Source organism: Mesorhizobium sp. M1E.F.Ca.ET.045.02.1.1 (genome assembly GCF_003952485.1).
In the GTDB taxonomy this organism is placed as follows: Bacteria; Pseudomonadota; Alphaproteobacteria; order Rhizobiales; family Rhizobiaceae; genus Mesorhizobium.
This window is the reverse complement of sequence record NZ_CP034447.1, coordinates 1,330,704-1,348,379: the sequence shown is the minus strand read 5'-3', so window position 1 is coordinate 1,348,379 and position 17,676 is coordinate 1,330,704. Positions and strand designations below refer to the sequence as shown.

General features: G+C 64.2%; 15 protein-coding genes. 10 read left to right on the top strand and 5 right to left on the bottom strand.

Features of this window, described 5'->3' with window-relative positions; all coding sequences use genetic code 11:
* The first annotated feature begins 44 nt into the window (after positions 1-44).
* The 3 genes from EJ070_RS06280 to EJ070_RS06270 all read left to right on the top strand — a co-directional run bounded on the left by EJ070_RS06280 (position 45) and on the right by EJ070_RS06270 (position 3,099).
* Positions 45-1,490, top strand: coding sequence for a GMC family oxidoreductase (locus tag EJ070_RS06280; protein WP_126090556.1), 1,446 nt, complete (start codon positions 45-47; stop codon positions 1,488-1,490).
* 11 nt (positions 1,491-1,501) lie between these two features.
* Positions 1,502-1,945 carry a hypothetical protein gene (locus EJ070_RS06275; RefSeq protein WP_126090555.1) on the top strand — a complete coding sequence of 148 codons (444 nt, stop codon included), beginning with the start codon at positions 1,502-1,504 and terminating at the stop codon, positions 1,943-1,945.
* 74 nt (positions 1,946-2,019) lie between these two features.
* Entirely contained in the window at positions 2,020-3,099 is a 1,080-nt protein-coding gene (locus EJ070_RS06270) for a glycosyltransferase (RefSeq protein ID WP_126090554.1), read from the top strand.
* Between the two features lie 20 nt (positions 3,100-3,119).
* On the opposite strand, the gene EJ070_RS06265 is transcribed toward EJ070_RS06270, so the two are convergent.
* Together EJ070_RS06265 and EJ070_RS06260 are read right to left on the bottom strand one after the other, a co-directional pair.
* Positions 3,120-4,142: a phosphoribosyltransferase gene (locus tag EJ070_RS06265; RefSeq protein WP_126090553.1), complete on the bottom strand. Its 1,023-nt coding sequence runs from the start codon at positions 4,140-4,142 to the stop codon at positions 3,120-3,122.
* An 83-nt stretch (positions 4,143-4,225) separates the two neighbouring features.
* On the bottom strand, positions 4,226-5,722 hold the full coding sequence (locus EJ070_RS06260) for a lipopolysaccharide biosynthesis protein (RefSeq protein ID WP_126090552.1): 1,497 nt from the start codon (positions 5,720-5,722) through the stop codon (positions 4,226-4,228).
* A 198-nt stretch (positions 5,723-5,920) separates the two neighbouring features.
* Between EJ070_RS06260 and EJ070_RS06255 the strand changes: the two genes are divergently transcribed.
* From EJ070_RS06255 to EJ070_RS06230, 6 genes are all read left to right on the top strand, one after another.
* Positions 5,921-7,093, top strand: a complete 1,173-nt coding sequence (locus EJ070_RS06255) for a glycosyl transferase family 1 (RefSeq protein ID WP_126090551.1) — start codon at positions 5,921-5,923, stop codon at positions 7,091-7,093.
* A gap of 25 nt (positions 7,094-7,118) precedes the next feature.
* On the top strand, positions 7,119-8,108 hold the full coding sequence (locus EJ070_RS06250) for a glycosyltransferase family 2 protein (RefSeq protein WP_126090550.1): 990 nt from the start codon (positions 7,119-7,121) through the stop codon (positions 8,106-8,108).
* Complete coding sequence (locus EJ070_RS06245) at positions 8,105-9,043, top strand: glycosyltransferase family 2 protein (protein WP_126090549.1); 939 nt, start codon at positions 8,105-8,107, stop codon at positions 9,041-9,043. The genes EJ070_RS06250 and EJ070_RS06245 overlap by 4 nt, the downstream gene beginning before the upstream one ends.
* Positions 9,033-9,983, top strand: a complete 951-nt coding sequence (locus tag EJ070_RS06240) for a glycosyltransferase family 2 protein (protein WP_245464824.1) — start codon at positions 9,033-9,035, stop codon at positions 9,981-9,983. The genes EJ070_RS06245 and EJ070_RS06240 overlap by 11 nt, the downstream gene beginning before the upstream one ends.
* A gap of 74 nt (positions 9,984-10,057) precedes the next feature.
* Positions 10,058-10,954: a UTP--glucose-1-phosphate uridylyltransferase GalU gene (galU, locus tag EJ070_RS06235; protein ID WP_126090547.1), complete on the top strand. Its 897-nt coding sequence runs from the start codon at positions 10,058-10,060 to the stop codon at positions 10,952-10,954.
* 167 nt (positions 10,955-11,121) lie between these two features.
* Positions 11,122-13,506 (top strand): polysaccharide biosynthesis tyrosine autokinase, encoded by a 2,385-nt coding sequence (locus tag EJ070_RS06230; RefSeq protein ID WP_126090546.1) that lies wholly within the window; start codon positions 11,122-11,124, stop codon positions 13,504-13,506.
* On the opposite strand, the gene EJ070_RS06225 is transcribed toward EJ070_RS06230, so the two are convergent.
* Positions 13,503-14,435, bottom strand: coding sequence for a LysR family transcriptional regulator (locus EJ070_RS06225; protein ID WP_126090545.1), 933 nt, complete (start codon positions 14,433-14,435; stop codon positions 13,503-13,505). The genes EJ070_RS06230 and EJ070_RS06225 overlap by 4 nt on opposite strands.
* Before the next feature lie 152 nt (positions 14,436-14,587).
* On the opposite strand from EJ070_RS06225, the gene EJ070_RS06220 reads away from it, so the two are divergent.
* Complete coding sequence (locus EJ070_RS06220; protein WP_126090544.1) at positions 14,588-15,577, top strand: NmrA/HSCARG family protein; 990 nt, start codon at positions 14,588-14,590, stop codon at positions 15,575-15,577.
* A 100-nt stretch (positions 15,578-15,677) separates the two neighbouring features.
* Here the strand turns inward: EJ070_RS06220 and EJ070_RS06215 are convergent, their stop codons facing one another.
* Together EJ070_RS06215 and EJ070_RS06210 are read right to left on the bottom strand one after the other, a co-directional pair.
* Complete coding sequence (locus EJ070_RS06215; RefSeq protein ID WP_348627540.1) at positions 15,678-16,385, bottom strand: metallophosphoesterase family protein; 708 nt, start codon at positions 16,383-16,385, stop codon at positions 15,678-15,680.
* 175 nt (positions 16,386-16,560) lie between these two features.
* Positions 16,561-17,640 carry an acyltransferase gene (locus EJ070_RS06210; protein WP_126090542.1) on the bottom strand — a complete coding sequence of 360 codons (1,080 nt, stop codon included), beginning with the start codon at positions 17,638-17,640 and terminating at the stop codon, positions 16,561-16,563.
* Positions 17,641-17,676 lie beyond the last annotated feature (36 nt).

The following is a 17,676-nucleotide window of genomic DNA, read 5'->3' as shown; positions in this document are numbered from 1 at the left end:
GGGCCGACAATGATCGCGCGCGTTTCGGGAAAGGGTTCGATCCGATGGTGATGGACGTTCAGCCCGAAAAAATCGCCAACGAGCATTTCGATCTCGTCGTCATCGGTTCCGGTTTCGGTTCAGCCTTTTTCCTGCATGAGTTCCTGAAGCGGCGCAAAGCCCGCGCCCTGGTGCTGGAATGGGGCCGCCACAACACGCATGAATGGCAGCTCAACCAGAACGCCAACACCGACATAGACGACGAGAGCACCTACAAGACCGACAATGCCGACAAGCCGTGGAACTATACGATCGGCCTCGGCGGCGGCACCAACTGCTGGTTCGCGCAGACGCCGCGCTTCCACCCCAACGACTTCAAGCTGAAGAGCACCTACGGCGTCGGCAACGACTGGCCGATCAGCTATGACGATCTCGAGCCGTTCTATTGTGATGCCGAGGAGGTCATGTCGATTTCCGGCGATCCCGACATGGCCCGGATGCTGCCGCGCTCGCGGCCGTTCCCGCAGCCGCCGCATCGCATGTCGGCGCCTGATCGGATGATGAAGGCGGCGCAGCCGGAGCAGCATTTCGTCATGCCGACCGCCCGTGCGCGAGTGGCAACGGCGCAGCGCACCTCTTGCTGCGCCAACCTCAGGTGCTGGCTGTGCCCGGTCGACGCCAAGTTCACCGTCAATAATGGCCTGATGCACGTCTTCGAGCACGCGGACGTGTCGGTGTGCCTGGGCGCCGAAGTGCGCCGGCTCGACCATGCCGGCGGTTCGGTGCGATCGGTCAGCTTCGTGCGCAACGGCAAGGAATATTCGGTCAGCGGCGACCTCGTCGTCCTCGGCGCCAATGCCATCCAGAGCCCGGCGATCATGCTGCGCTCCGGGCTCGGCGGCGAGTTCGTCGGACTCGGCCTGCATGAATCCTATGGCTGGAACTACGAGGTCTATCTCGACGGCGTCGACAATTTCGACGGCAGCACCATCACCACCGGGCTGAATTTCGGTCTCTATGACGGCCCGCATCGCGCTGAGCACGCGGCGGCGCTGGTCTATTTCGAGAACCGCTGGCAGCATGGCATGCGGGCCGAGAAGGGGCGGCTCAGGCAAGTGCTGCCGCTGGTCATCGTCACCGAAAACCTGCTCGACCCGGAAAACCGGGTGATCCTCGACAAGAACGAGAACGCCTTCGTCAGCTTCAAGGGCGCGTCCGACTACGCAACCAAAGGCATGGCCAAGGCGCTCGAGAGGCTGCCGTCGCTGCTCAAGCCGCTGCCGGTCGAGCAGATCTTCGATCGCGGGATCCGGCCAACCGAATCGCATGTGCAGGGCACCTTGCGGATGGGCACCGGTCCGGCCGACTCGGTGGTCGACCGCGACATGATCCACCACCGGCTCCGCAACCTCGTCGTTGTCGGCACCAGCACCTATCCGAGCTGTTCCTGCGCCAACCCGAGCCTGACCGCCGCCGCCCTTTCGCTTCGGGCGGCGAGCCGGCTGGCATGAAGGAGGAACCGATGAAGATCACGCGACGCACCGCGCTGGCCGTTGTCGCCGGCGGCATTGCTTCGACCGGCATCGCCGCTGCCGCCGTATCGTCCTTCTCGGATGAGGATCTGGTCCGCGTCACGCTGGAAAAATACTTCGGTCCGCTCAATATGCGGATCGAGCATCTGCAGCAATTCGTGCTCGAGTTCCGCAACCGCAGTCCGTGGGTATTCCCGAGCGACAAGCTGGCGGATGCGGTGACGCTTTTGGAGACCGTGAAGCTCGACAAGGCGCGCGAATTCCTGCCCAGGCAGAAGCAGCAGGATGTCGGGAATTTCGAGCGCTGGGTCATCGCCGAGTTCCACATGCTGACCGACTATGCCTGGCGCGGCTCGCCCAGTGATCCGATCCGCTTCACCGGCTGGCACCCATGCACCAATCCGTTCGCCAATCTCGAGGAGCAGAGTGCCTGAAACCGTCCGGCGGGCACGCTCGCCGGCAAGCCAGGAACAACTGGCCAAGAAAAACGTGACAAGGAGCCGAGCCCATGAAAGTTCTTTTCGCAGGCGGTACTGGCTACACGCCGCAGTTCAGCGGCGGTGTCCAATCGAGCACGCATCACCTTGTCGAGCAGTTGATCGAGCACGGCCATGAGGCTTCGGTGCTCGCCGCTTTGTTCGGCCAGGGCTTGTTCGGCTACAAGGCGCGCGCCAAGATGAAGCTGCTGGGCCAGCCCGCCGTGATCGACAGCTTTCCGGGCTATCCGGTGGTGCGTGCCTGGTTTCCCTGGGAGGCCGCCGCTTTCGCCGTCAAGAAGATGCAGCCCGACGTCGCCGTCGTGCAATGCCACAACTCCGTTCCGCTCGGCAAGGCGCTCCAGGCCGAGGGCGTGCCGCTGGTCGTCTATCTGAGGAATGTCGAATTCCACGAACTGGGCGGCGACCTGCGCGAGCTCGATGCGGCGCGCTATATCGCCAATTCCGAATTCACGGCCCGCACCTACAGCCGGGAGTTCGGCATCGAGTCCACCGTCATCCCGCCGACCATCAATCCGGCCACCTACAGCACGCCGACGACCGGTGAGTTCGTCACCTTCATCAACCCCTATGAGGAAAAGGGCTTTGACCTGGCTGTGCGCGTTGCCGCCGCTTGCCCGGAAATACCGTTCCTGTTCGTCGAGAGCTGGAAGCTCGAGGACGACCATCGGGCCCAGATCGAGCGGACCATCGCGCCATTTTCCAACATCAGGCTGGAAAACCGCACCAGCGACATGAAAACCATCTATGGCCGCACGAAGATCCTGCTTGCGCCAAGCAAATGGGAAGAAGCCTGGGGCCGCGTCGCGTCTGAAGCCCATTGCAGCGGCATTCCGGTTGTCGGTTCGCGGCGCGGCGGCCTGCCCGAGGCGATCGGCTCAGGTGGCGTGGTGCTGGATTATGACGCGCCGCTGGAGGACTGGGTCGGAGCGGTCAGGCGGCTGTGGAACGATCGCCAGGAGTACGGGCGGCTCTCGGAGGCGGCGCTCGCCTTCTCGCAGCGCCCGGAACTCGATCCCGACCGCCAATTCGCCACCTTCTTCGGCCTGCTCGAGAGGGCGGCGCAGCAGCGCTCCCGGCGAGCCGCGTAGAGCATCGCGTAAGTTATTACTTACGCAGGCCTTTTGACGCGGCTTTTCAGCATTTCATAGCCACGCGAGCCCAATAGCGCCCGCACTGCCGCTTTCGCGACCTTCTTGCGTCCGTCGGGCGAATTGACCTGCCTGAGCCGCGCCGGCAGGTTGCGCGCCGCCTGCTGCAGCGCCGGCAGCGACAGCGCATCGGGAAAGCTCACAATATTGGTCTCGACGCACAGCACCGGCTTGCCCGACAGCTTGGCGATCTTGAGCGCCTGCTCATGCTCGCTCTCGATGAACAGGATGGCGTCCGACTTGCGGTAGAAATCGGCTTTGAAGCTGCCATGCGCGCCGAGCCGCTGTCGCTCGGCCTTGCTCGGCAGGTCGAGCATGATGAGGTGGTCGTATTTGATCTCGTGACTGGCGAGCCACGCCTCGGTCAGCTTGCGGTACTTTTCCAGCCGGCTCGTCACCAGCCAGCCGATCTTGCGGGTCGGCCCGAGCAGCGGCCGCGCCTCGGCGAGGAATTTCTCGTAGGCCGGGCCGTCGTCGTTTTCTTCCTCGGTCGGGTCGAGGCAGAGCACGCCGTCGATGTCGACGCAGCATTGCTCGAGGAAGATGTGGTGCATGAAGTTCCACTGGAACATCCTGGGATGCGGCACGACCTCGAAGACGATGTCGGTTTCCTTGTGTTCCGACAGGAGGCCGAACACGGCGGCGAAGACGAAATCGCCCTTGATGCCGGCAGCTTCGATCTTGTTGCGCGCATCGCGCATGGCGTTGCCGCCGCTGACGCTGTCGTCGATCACCAGGATCTTGCGCATTTCGGAATGCTGCCGGTCAAGCGCGGCGCGGCGCTTGGTGATTCCCGACGTGTAGATTCTGCCGGCGAGGAAGCTGTCGAGATCGGTCATCGGGATGTTCGCCGTCAGGCTGACCAGCGTTGCGGCGAGCACGCCGCTTCTCGGCACGCCGACCACCAGGTCGATGTCGCGCGGCAGCCGGTGCAGGTTCCGCACGATCGCGTCGTTCATGTCTGAAATCGATCGGTAGTTCATGCTGTTGCCTTACCCTCAAATCAGCGGCTTTTTGCCGGTTGTCCGGCCACGGCCGGGACGCAATTGCATTGCACCGAGCAAGCTCATTTTGCTTCGCTGGGTGCTGCGGAAAACCCGCGCGCCGGGATCAGCCGCAAGGCCTCCCGAAGCGCCTCGCGGCCGGCGCCGAAGGCGAGCGCGACGATGATGGTGACGACATAGGACAGCACCGCGCCGCCTGCCAGGGCGATGACGGGCTGCGCCGGCAGCATTGGCTTGGCGAGCCAGACCAGCGCCAGCGCCAGATGCGCGCCGAGCACGAACGGGGTCGCCGCGTAGAGCACATGGCTCGCGCGCAGCGGTCCGGCCTTGCCGACATAGAGCCAGAGGAAAGGCGTCCGCAGATATTCGCTGACCGCGTAGACGACCGCGACGCCGAGCGCGCCATAGGGCAGGCCGATGGCAAAGGCCAGCACCGAGGTCACGGCGGTGATGATGCCCCAGCGCATGAAATCGCCCGAACGGCCCTGGCTGACGAACAGCCAGCCGGCCGGGTTGTTGAGCGGCTGCAAAAGGCCGGCGAAACCCAGCGCCAGGAAGATATCGGCGCTCTCCCGCCACTGCTGGCCGAGCACGAAGGGAATGAGCGTGTCGGACATGGCGGTGGCGAAGGCCACACCTGGCAGCGCCACCAGAAGGATCAGCGGCATGACGCGCAGGTAGGCGCTGCGGTAGCGGTCGGGCTCGTCCTTCAGCCGCGAAAGCGCGGGAACCATCACCTTCGACAGCGGATTGGTGATCTGGCTGAGCGGGAAGAGCAGCAGCTTGTAGGCGCGGTCGTAGAGGCCGAGCTGCGCCTCGCCCCAATATTTGCCGATGAGCACGTTGTCGAGGTTGCGGGCGAAGAAATTGGCGAAGTTGAAGCCGGTGATGCCGGCGCCGAAATGGATCAGCTGGCCGATGCCCTCGACCTTGCGCGGCAGCCCGGGACGCCAGCGCGAGGACACCCAATAGCAGATCGTCGGCAGCACGGCGCCGGTCAGCGTGCCGGCGAAAAGCGCCCAGTAGGAGCGGTCGATGAAGGTCCAGGCGATCGAAACGACAAGTCCGGAAACGGCGCTGGCGACATCGATGATGGCAAGCCTGGTGAACTCCATGCGCCGCGTCATCAGCGCCAGATGCTGGGCGCCAAGGCCGTAGGCCATGATCTGCAGACCGAACGCGGCGACCAGCCCCGTAACGCGCGGCTCGCCGTAGAAGGCGGCAACCAAGGGGGCCGCCCCGGCCAGCACGCAGGCCAGCACCGCGCTCACTGCCGTGTTGATCCAGAAGAGGTAGTTGACCTCCTCGTGCCGGATGCCGGTTTTCTGGATCGTCGCCTGGGTCAGGCCGAAATCCTGGAACAGCGCGATGAAGGCGAGCACCGGCGCGCACATCGCCACCACGCCGAAATCCTGCGGCGACAACAACCGCGACAGCACGATGACGGAGACGATCTGGGTGGCGACCCGCACGCCCTGCGCCATCGCGGTAACGACGGCGCCGCGTCCGACCGATCTGCGCAGTGAGCCCTCGGGCGGATCGAATGCACTGGTTTCCAAATTCAGGATTCCTGATTCTGCTCCGGTCCGACATCGTCGTGACCGGCGCCCGCCGCCGGGTACAAACTACCGCAAGACGTTTTTGCAGTGCAACAAAAAATGTGCGCTGTTTACCAACGCCGCACCAAAAATGTTGCGATGCAGCAAAAGCTGTACTACCTTTCCCGTGGGTGGCGGGCCCAACAGCGGTCGAGTTTCATGCTGCATGTCTTGTACCTTGTGCATGACGTATCCGATCCGGCCGTGCGCCGAAGGGTCAAAATGCTCAGGGCAGGCGGCGCCGGGATTACCCTGGCGGGCTTCCGTCGCACCAACAGTCCGATCGCCGAGATCGAAGGCATCGAGCCGGTCGACCTCGGTCCGACGCGCGATGGCCGATTCGCGCAGCGCATCGGCGCGGTGGCCAGGGCCGCTGTAACGATCGGCGCCAAGCTCAGCGCCGTGGCGCGACCCGATCTGATCATCGCGCGCAACCTCGAAATGCTGGCGCTTGCCCGCCGCGCGAACCAGGCCTTCGGCGCCGGCGTGCCGATCGTCTACGAATGCCTGGACATCCATCGGCTGGTGTTGCGCAACGACCTGATCGGCAAGACGCTGCGTGGAGTCGAACGCCATCTCGCCCGCGACGTGAAGCTGCTGGTGACCAGTTCTCCCGCCTTCATCGCCAACTATTTCAAACCATTCGGGCAAATCGCCGCACCGGTCGAGCTGATCGAGAACAAGTATTTCGACACCATGCCGGTGCCGGCGGACAATCTGCCTGAGAGCGACCCCCCGATGGCGCCGCCCTGGCGCATCGGCTGGTTCGGCGCGCTCAGATGCCGGCGCTCGCTGGAGCTGCTGGCCGAATTCACCCGCCGGCAAAACGGACGCTTCGAGGTGGTGCTCAGGGGCCGTCCGGCGCTGTCCGAATTCCCGGATTTTCATGCCTTCGTCGAAGCCGAGCCTTGGCTTTCCTTTCGAGGTCCCTACCGCAATCCGGAGGACATGGCGGCGATCTACCGGGAGGCGCATTTCTCGTGGGCGATCGATTTCTTCGAGCAAGGCCAGAATTCCGAATGGCTGCTTCCCAACCGCCTTTACGAAGGCTGCCGCTTCGGCGCCGTGCCGATTTCGATGGCGAGCACCGAAACAGGCCGCTTCCTCAAGCAGCAGGACATCGGCGTGCTTTTGTCGGAAGCCACGCCCGAGGGACTCGAGACCGCGCTCGGCCGGATGAGCCAGGAGCGTTACGGCAAGCTGAAGTCGCAGGTGATGACCCGCAATCCGAGGACCTGGAGCTACGACCGCAGCGATTGCCTGGCCTTTGTCGACAAGCTGCGCGGCCTGGCCGCCATCGACGGAACCTTCGCGGCCGAGGCGCTGGCATAGGATGGCCGAGAATGGACAAACGCCGATGACGCAGACCACGGCATCGAGCCTGATCGTCGTTCCGTGCCTCAACGAGGCCGCCCATATCGGTGCGCTGCTCGGGCACTTGCGGCCGGCTGCCGCAAGGCTGGGCGCGCGCATTGTCGTCGCCGACGGCGGCAGCACCGACGGCACGCAAGGCATTGTCGAAAAGGTCGCCGCCGAGGACCCTCGGGTCGTTCTGCTCGCCAATCCGAAGCGGATCCAGAGTGCCGCCATCAACCTGGCGGTGGCGACGTTCGGCGACACTGCCGACTATCTCATCCGCATCGACGCGCATGGCGGCTATCCCGTCGATTATTGCGACAGGCTGATCGAGGAAGCGCTTGCCACCGGCGCAGATTCGGTCGTCGTCTCGATGCTGACCAGCGGCACCGGCGCGATGCAGAAGGCTGCGGCCGCGGCGCAGAATTCCAAGCTCGGCACTGGCGGCTCGAAGCATCGCCACATGTCGGCCGGCGAGTGGGTCGACCACGGTCACCACGCGCTCATACGCATCGCCGCCTTCAGGGCGGTCGGCGGCTATGACGAGAGCTTCAGTCACAACGAGGACGCCGAGCTCGACTATCGGCTGCGCCAGGCCGGCTACCGCATCTGGATGAGCGGCAGCACCCACATGGTCTATTATCCGCGTTCCACGTTGAAGAGCCTCTATTTCCAGTACCTGGGCTATGGCCGCGGCCGCGCCAAGAACGTGTTGAAGCACCGCATGGTGCCGAAGGTGCGGCAGATGATCCCGCTGCTGGTCGCGCCCGTCGTCCTCCTGGCGCTCTTTTCCTTCGTCTCCTGGCTGGCGGCCGTGCCTTTCCTGCTTTGGGCGGCCGTGTGCCTCGGCTACGGCCTGGTCACCGCCATCCGCCAGCGCAATCCGGGCATAGCGCTGGCCGGCGTTTCGGCGATGGTCATGCATTTCGGCTGGTCCGTGGGCTTTTGGCAGCAGCTCCTGACGCCTCGATCGCAGCGGAAGGTGGCATGATGGCCGGCCGTTCCATCGACATCTGCATCTGCACCTTCCGCCGGCCGGAGCTTGCCGACACGCTGCGCTCCATTGCCGCGCTGGAGAAGCCGATCGGCTTCGAGATCGGCATCGTCGTTGCCGATAATGACGATGAGCCGAGCGCGCAGTCGCTGGTGAAGGCCTTGGCGCAGGAGCTGAAGCTGCCGATCCGCTATCGCCACGCGCCGGCGCGCAACATCTCGATCGCCCGCAACGCCTGCCTCGATGCCAGCGTGTCGGACTTCGTGGCCTTCATCGACGACGACGAGACGGCTTCGCCGGATTGGCTCGTCGAACTTGTCGCAACCGCGGAGGCGACCGGCGCGACGGCCGTGCTCGGACCGGTTCGCGCAAGCTATCGTCCGGATGCGCCGGACTGGATGCGCAAGGGCGATTTCCATTCGACACTTCCCGTCTGGGTGCGCGGCGAGATCCGCACCGGCTACACCTGCAACGTCCTGCTCAGCATGGCCGAGGAGAGCCTGCGCAGTCGGCGCTTCAGCCTGGCGCGCGGCCAGACCGGCGGCGAGGACACCGAGTTCTTCGATCATATGGCCAAGGCTGGCGGGCGCATCGCCTTTGCCCCGAAGGCCTTTGTCGACGAGGTGGTGCCGCGTTCCAGGGCGGCCTTCGACTGGCTGCGCCGCCGCCGCTTCCGCTTCGGACAGACGCATGGCCACCTCATCGGACGCAACGCCGGCGGCGTGCGCCGCATCGGTCAGGTCGGCCTCGCTTCCACCAAGGCGGCCTATTGCTTCGGCATGGCGCTGTTGACGGCGGTGAGCCCTGTGCGACGGAACCGCAGCGTGCTGCGCGGCATTATGCATGTCGGCGTCGTCAGCGGTTTGGTCGGCGTTCGCGAAATCCGCCAATACGGCCTCACACCGCAGGAAGGGGACAAGCGTGCAGCCTGACGTCAGCTTCGTCATCGCCGCTTACAACGCCGAGGCGACCCTGGACCGTGCGATCGCCGGCGCGATGGCGCAGCGCGATGTCTCCGTCGAGATCATCGTCGTCGACGACCGCTCGAGCGACCGCACGCTCGATGTCGCGCGCGCCTATCCCGAAGACGTCGTGAAGGTTGTCGCGCTGCCGGCCAACCGGGGCCCTGGCGGCGCCAGGAATGCCGGGCTCGATCGGGCCATCGGCCGCTGGGTGGCGGTGCTCGATTCCGACGACGCCGTCCTTCCCGGCAGGCTGGCGGCAATGATCGCGCGGGCGGAAAAGGCGGGAGCCGAGATCGCGGTCGACAACGTCCAGGTCGTGCGCGAGGACGGCACGCCCGACGACATCATGTTCCCGACCGCCTATCTCGAGGCGCTCCGCGAGATATCGCTTGCCGACTACATCGCCGGCAACGTGGTCTTCGAGTCGCGCTTCAACCTCGGCTATCTGAAGCCGATCTTCCAGCGCCGTTTCCTGGACGAAAACCAGCTTCGCTACGACGAGAAGCTGCGCATCGGCGAGGACTACATTCTTTTGGCGAGCGCCCTGGCCAGCGGCGGCCGCTGCGTGGTCGAGCCGACCACCGGTTATGTCTACCACATCCGCACCGGCTCGATCTCACGCGTGCTCGAACTGCATCATGTCGAGGCGATGGCCGAAGCCGATGCCGCCTTCGCCGCGGCGCACTTCATGGATGACAGCGCAAGAATGGCCTTCGCAAGGCGCGGCCGCAGCCTGCGCAAGGCGTCGTCGTTCCTGTCATTGGTCCAGCACATCAAGGCGCGTGCGCCGCTCAAGGCGATACGCACTGCGCTCAGCGATCCGGCCGCGGTCAGGCATATGTCGATGCCGATCGCGGTTCGGCTGAGAAGGGTTGCGGCACAGTTTGCCGTGGGGACGGGGAGGTAAGCATGCGGGCGGATGGAATAAGTTTTCATAGCCGGCGATAGGTTTGAAATCGATCTCCTCAGAAGGAATAAGCGATGCAGAAAGTCAGGAAGGCAGTCATACCGGTGGCGGGGCTCGGAACGCGGTTCCTGCCGGCGACCAAGTCAATGCCGAAGGAAATGCTGCCCGTCGTCGACAAGCCTGTCGTGCAATATGCCGTGGACGAGGCGTTCGAGGCCGGCATCGAGCACATCGTCTTCGTCACCGGCCGCAACAAGGCGGTCATCGAGGATTATTTCGACCTCCATCCTGAACTGATCGGAACGCTCGAGCAGACCGGCAAGAAGGCGCAGCTCCAGTCGCTGGAAAGCCTGCTTCCGGTGGCCGGCGCCACCAGCTTCATCCGCCAGCAGTCGCCGCATGGCCTCGGCCATGCCGTATGGTGCGCGCGCGATGTGATCGGCAACGAGCCCTTCGCCCTGCTGCTCCCCGACATGGTGTCCTTCGGGACGCCGGGCTGCCTCGCCGAAACCGTCGACCTCTATCAGCGGACCGGCGGCAACGTCATCGCCGTCGAGCGTTGCGATCCTTCGGAAACCGGCAAATACGGCATCGTCGGCCGCGGCGCCGAGGTGGCCTCAGGCTTCGAAGTGACCGCCATGGTCGAGAAGCCGGCCCCCGCCAAAGCGCCGTCGAACTTCTACATCAACGGCCGCTACATCCTGCAGCCTGAGATATTCGCCCTGCTCGGCACCCAGCAGCGCGGCGCCGGCAACGAAATCCAGCTCACCGACGCCATGGTTCGCCTGGCCGAGAGCCAGCCGTTCTACGCCCAGCCCTTCAACGGCCGCATGTTCGACTGCGGCTCAAAGGAAGGCTTCATCGAGGCCACCATCGCCTTTGCTCTGGCGCGCGACGACATGAAAGGACCAGTCTTCGAAATGCTGCAGCAATTCGTCCGGTCGCACGAGCGCCGGGAAGTAGCCGCATAATGCCCAAATTTTGGGTGCATATGCGAAATCGCGATGGCGCGACATCGCCGCAAGCGCTTGGCCTTCTTGGCCAGGCGCCCCGTGGCACGAATGTTGCGTGGTCTTTTCTGGTAACGACGCCACTCTTCGAAGGCCGGTAGCGCCTGCAACCTGGAATTGGACCGAAGATGAATTATGCCAACTTTCCTCTCGACAAGAGGATGCCATTGCCCAACGCCGAAGCGGAAAAGGGTGAAGACTTCATCGACGTCGAGCGTCTGCTTGGCATGGCGGCCCGGCAGGCCAAGGTGGTGGCGGTCTGCGCCATCATCGGCCTGTTCCTGGGCGTCATCTACCTGCAGACCACGCCCAAGCAATTCACGTCCGTCTCGAGCGTGCTGATCGACGAGGGCCTGAACAAGGTCGTGGACGACATTTCGGCGGCCAACGCCACGCAGCAGACGGACGCGACCATCCTCAGCCAGATAGAAATTCTCAACTCGGCGCGGCTGGCGTCGGTGGTCGTCGACAAGCTGAAGCTCGACCAGAACGACGAGTTCATGTATCCGCCGCAATCGGCCCTTGCCAAGGGCATCGGTTTCCTGCGCGGCGTGGTTTCCTATTTTCGCGGCGGCTCGAGCACGGATGACATCCCCGGGATCCAGAATGTCGACGCCGCGACGCGCCAGGCGATGATTACCGCCGCCCGTCACGACTATGCGGTTCTCAAGCTGCAGACCGACTTGATGGCGGATCGCGTCGGCCGCAGCAACGTCATCACCTTGGGCTATCAGTCGACGGATCCGGCCCTCGCGACGGCCATCACCAAGGCCTATGCCGAGGCCTATCTCGCCGATCAGCTCAATGCCAGCTTCGACGCCACCGAGCGCGCGGCTGTCTGGCTGCAGGGCAGGCTGACCGAGCTTCGTCAAAGCTCGCAGCAGGCCGCCATGGAGGTCGAGAGATTCAGGGCCGAGCACGGTCTGTCCGCAAACAGCGACGGCCAGTTGATCAGCGGCAAGCAGCTTTCCGATCTCAACGCCCAGCTCATCATCGCGCAGGCCGATACCGCGCGCGCCAGCGCCCGCTACCAGCAGTACAAGGCGATCGTCGACAGCGGCTCCGAGAATGCCTTCAACGATTCGGCGATCGCATCCGATCAGCCGAGCAGCTCGGTCATCATCGGACTCAAGACCCGTTATCTCGCCGTCTCCAAGCGGCTGCAGGATGTCGAGGCGAATTTCGGCAAGGACCACCCCCAGGCGGTGGCGCTCACCAAGGAAAAGGCCGATGTGTCGGCGCAGATCTTCGGGCAGTTGAAGCAGATCACCGAAAGCTATCGCAACGACTTTCAGGTGGCGCAGGCGCGCGAGGCCGAGCTCAGGCAAAAGATCACGACCGCTGCCGGCCAGAGCTCGGCCGACAACGAATCGCAGGTGAGGCTGAGGGAGCTCGACCAGCAGGCGCAGGCGCTCTCCACGCTCTACCAGACCTTCCTCGGCCGTTATCAGGAAGCCTCGCAGCAGCAGTCCTTCCCGGTCGGCAAGGTGCGCATCATCTCGGACGCGAACATGCCGCTTGCCGCGTCGAGCCCGCGCACCATCAGGGTGCTGGCGCTGTCATTGGTGCTTGGCCTCATGCTCGGCGCCGGCTTCGGCGGCCTCAATGAATTCAACGAGCGCTTCTTCCGCACCGGCGAGGACATTCGCGACCGCGTCGGCCTGAAGTTCCTCGGCTACCTGCCGACGATCGGCGGCGGCAAGGCCAAGGAGTCGAAACCGGACGACCTGCCCACCGACGGCAAGGTCACCAGCCTGTCCGCCGCCGAGAAACGGGCGCGCATGCGGGTGAGTCTCGATGCGCCGGCCTCGATGTTTGCCGAGACGCTTCGCAACGCCAAGATCGCCTTCGATGTGGTGATGGAAGACAAGGGCAGCCGCGTGATCGGCGTTGTCTCGGTCCTGCCCGGCGAAGGCAAGTCGACGGTTGCGGCAAACCTTGCCGGACTGCTCGCCGCCAACGGCGCCAGGACATTGCTGATCGATGGAGACCTGCGCAATCCCGGCCTCAGCCGCAGCCTTGGCATGGAAGCCGAGCACGGGCTGATGGAGGCGGTGGTCAACGGGCAGACCTGGCAGTCGGTCGGCAAGGTCGACCGCCAGACCAAGCTGGCGATCATCCCCGCCGTGCTGCGCGGCCAGTTTTCGCACACCAGCGAGCTTCTGGGCTCGGCCGGCATGCGCCGCTTCATCGAGAACGCCAGGGAGACCTTCGAATACGTCATCGTCGACCTGCCGCCGCTCGGGCCCGTGGTCGACGCCAAGGCCTTCGCGCCGCTGGTCGACGGTTTCGTGCTCGTCACCGAATGGGGCCGCACGCCACGCGCCATGGTGCGCTCGATGCTGGAGCAGGAGCCCTATATCGCCGACAAGATCGTCGGCGCGGTGCTCAACAAGGTCGAGCTGAAGAAGCTGGCGAAATACGGCTCGCTCGGCGGCTCTGAAAGGTTCTTCGACCGCTATTCGAGTTATTACCTGGAGAAGTCGGACGCGCGCGCCAAGCAGGCCGCCTAGTCGTGACTATCGCGCGCCTGGGGCGAGGATTGACGCGCGACAAGTGAGACAACAGCTTCACGGATCCAGCGTTGGCCGCTGTGTCCGTGATTGCGCTCATGCCAAACCATTCCCACAGCAAAGCCTTCAACGGGGAGTGGACAGTCCATCACTTCAAGCTGGTCCGCCGAGTTGCGGACCAGCCGTTCCGGGACCAGCGCCACGAAGTCCGAGTGAGACACGATCTCGGGGACAAACAGGAACGAAGCCGCAGAGAGCACCACGTTGCGCTTGTGTCCGAGAGCAGCCAAAGCGCTGTCCAACGGCGTCACGAAGCTGCCTCCGTCCAAAGATACGATCACTTGCTCTAGCTCAGCAAATTCAGCGACCGTGATTCCGTCCCGCAGCCATGGATGCTTCCGGCGGCCGATGAGCACATAGCGCTCATCGAACAGATGGCGAGTGCGAAGACTTGGCGAGGCCGCCTGCGGCGTCATGAGCGCCAAATCCACGTCGCCGCGCGCCATCTGCGCTTCCAACTGCGCCACGTCCAGATTGCGGATCGCGACGCGAACACCGGGCGCTCGCGTCCTGAGTTCCACAACGAGCGGCTTGACCACGGCCGCTTGTAGATAGTCCGTGCAAGCGATTGCGAAGGTCAGGTTGGCCTTCGCCGGATCGAAGTTCCTATGCGAAGCGACCGTGGCGCGAACTTGATCAAGGGCTTGGCGCAACGGATCGAGCAACTCCATTGCTTTGACCGTCGGCGTCATACCTCGCTGGGCAGGAATTAGCAGCGGGTCATCGAACTCGCGCCTGAGACGGTTCAGCTGGGCGCTTACCGCGGGTTGGCTCAGGTGCAGTCGGGCAGCCGCCTTCGTGACGTTCCGCTCGACCAGCAGCGTCTCCAGGGTAACCAACAGATTGAGGTCCAGGCGCTTGGTATTCACAGGACGGATAGTAGCCGAACATTTTTATAATTTCCAATATAGCTCGCGCCGGCCGAGACTCCGTGGTCAAGGCCGACACGCGGCGCGCCTGAGGCCGTGGTGGAGGTCGATCGCGGGCGGAAGCGGTTCCGCCCACAACCAGGATAACCAGCATGAGCCAAGCCGATACAAAACCTCTGATTACCGTTGTTGGTGCCTCGAGCAAGCAAGGCCGTAGCGTCGCCAATTCCTTGCTCGACGGTGGGCGCTACCGGGTACGCGCCCTGACGCGGCGCCTCGACAGCCAACCTGCGCAGGCCCTGGCGAAGAAGGGTGCCGAAGTCGTGGTGGCGCCTCTTGAGCTCGGCAGGCAGGCTGATCTGACCGAAGCAATGAAAGGCTCGGCTGGGGCGTTCTTGATGACACCGCCCATCGTCAAGGTGCCGCCGGCGGAACCCGAACTTAGCCTGGGCAAGGAGTTGGCCGATGCGGCAGTGGCCGCTGGCGTTGAGCACGTGGTGTTCAGCGGACTCGAAAATGTCGAAGCCATCACCAGCGGCACCAAGTGGGCGCCGCATTTCACGGACAAGGCAAGGGTAGAGGACTATATTCGCGGCTTGCCCGTCCGTAGTTCGTTTGTCTATCTGGCGTTTTACTACACAAACTTCCTGGAATACTACGTGCCGCGGGGCGGGGAGGACGGCATAACGTTTGCCATATACTTGCCGCCGGATATCCCCATGCCGTTCTGTGATCCGCTGACCGCGGCCGGCCCGCCGGTGCGCGAGATCTTCGACCACCCGGCGCGATACGCTGGCGAGGTTCTGCCTGTGATCGGCGAGTTTATCTCGGCGCAACAAATGGTGGACACGTTTGTGCGGGTCGCCGGAAAGCGCGCGCATTATGCGTCTGCCTATTCGCGTGAAGACCTGTTACGCCATTTTCCGGGTTTCGCCGACAATGAGCATCTCGTACGCGAGTTGGTGGGTATGGTCGAATACGCCGTCGAATATGGCTACTACGCCCCTGAGCGCGATCTGACCTGGAGTCGGAAAATCGATCCGGATGCCGTGACTTGGGAACAGTTCCTCAAGCGCAGCAAATGGCAGGGCGACTTGCTGTCCTTTGGCGCCGCTCCAGATGCCGAGCTTGCGCCGACCTGAGAGCGGTGAAACTGTGCTTGCGCCATGACGGCGTTGCCGAGCGTTTCGTCTTCCGGAGTGAATACTCGGATCGGTCCGAACTACTCTAAGGGACTCTCCCTCAGTCCTTGCTCGACAGCATCCGGCCATATTTGCCGACGATCCTGACCGCCGTGAGCCGTCCGGTCTGGAAGGCGCCGGTGTCGATGTCGAGCCGGCGGCCGTCGAGTTTCGGAACGTCCACGATGGTATGTCCATGCACCACCCACCGGTCGAGGCGATGCACGGCGCGGAAGAACTCCTCGCGGATATTGAGCAGGTCGGCCTCGTCCTGCGCTTCGAGCGCGATGCCGGGCCGGATACCGGCATGGACGAAGACGAAGTTGTCCGAACAGATCATCACCGGCAGCGTGCGCATGAAAGCGACGTGGGCGGCCGGAATGGCCGATCGGATGCGGGCGTCCACCTCATCGCTTGAACCGTAGAGGGCTGCCAGCCGCTCCGGGTCGACGCCGTAGGAGAACAGCGTCTCCCGTCCGCCGACGCGGAGCCACGGCTCCCGCGACAGATAGCCGTCGAGATAGGCGAGCATCGCCACCTCGTGGTTCCCGGCCAGTGAGACGCGCAGGAAGCCTTTCGGCGGCGGCGCCATGAGATGTTCGATCACGCGGCGCGACTGCGGCCCGCGGTCGACATAGTCGCCGAGCATGATGATGATCTTGCGGCCGCGGAACTGCTGCGCGTCGAGCTGGATCTTCTGCTCCAGCGCGCGCAGCTCGTCGTGGCAGCCATGCACATCGCCAATCGCGTAGACGACGGTATCCCGCATATCCATCACCAGCCGTTCGCGCGGCAAGGGTCGGGGTCGTCTCGATCGCTGGAACAGGCTCACGGGTTGAGGCTCGGGTACTCGCACTGGAATGCGCCTCGATATCACGCCGAATGCAAACAATTCCACACCGACGGCAACGCACCGCCGCTGCGGGAGCTGGCGATGTTTTGTCTCAGGCGGCCCTGAGCCGGTAGCGGAAAAGCGTGTGGTCGAGCAGAAGCCGGACGCGGGGCTCGGCCTCGGCCGCCACCAGCCAGCTTGCGGCGATCATGACTGCTCCGACGACCGGGATCGAGACGAGGTAGGGCACGCCTGCCCGGATCAGGGCGCCGAGCATCGCCGCGCCGACCACATCGTGGAGGAGGTAAAGTGGATAGGTCATCAGCCCGATCCGGCGCCAGCCGCGCCAGGAAAGATCGAGCCTGAGCGACCATGCCATCAGCGCAATCGCCGCGAGGAAAACGATGATCGGCGGCGCGTAAGGCATCGCGGCTTCCACCTTGACGCTGTGCACGTCGACGGAGCTGACGATCTGCAGCACGCCACCGACGAGGAACAGGGCAGTGAAGCCGAGGCGCGGGGCGGTCACCGCCTTGAAGCGCATCAGCCAGAGCAGCACGCCGACGGCGAAGAAAGCGCCGTGGTGCACCAGGGTAAGCTGCAGCCAGCGCGTCTCCGCGAGATCGGTCCAGCCGAAGGCGAAATAGAGGCACCAGAACAGCGTGCTGGCCAGCCCGATGATGATGGCGGCCGCTTCCATCAGGTCGAAGCGGCCGAGCCGCAGCAGGATCCAGACGATGGCATAGAAGGCGATCTCGATGCCGAGCGTCCAGTAGACGCTGTCCACCCATGGCTCGAAGGGCACGAACAGGGCGGTGCGGGCAAGCCGCACCACCGCGTCCGTCGGCCAGGAAAGGCCGACCATGAGCAGCACCGCGGTCGAGATCGGCGCGCAGACCCAGACCGCCGGCGCCAGCCGCCTGACGCGTGCCTCGAAGAACTTGAGTGGCGTCGAATTCTCCGCGCTGAAGGCGATGACGAAGCCGCTGATGACGAAGAACACCTGCACGCCGACCCAGCCGGAGCCGACGAAGGCCATCTCGGGGTGGGCCGGGATGCCGCCGGTGGCGCGTGCCGAGACACCGCCCGGAAACGCCCATACCCAGAAGCCATAGTGATAGAACATCACCATGACGGCGGCCAGGAAACGCAATATGTCGACGCCGCCGAATGTTGTCTTGTGCTGAGCCATGCCGTGCCTTCGGAATGGCCCCCCAGACGAACTTTA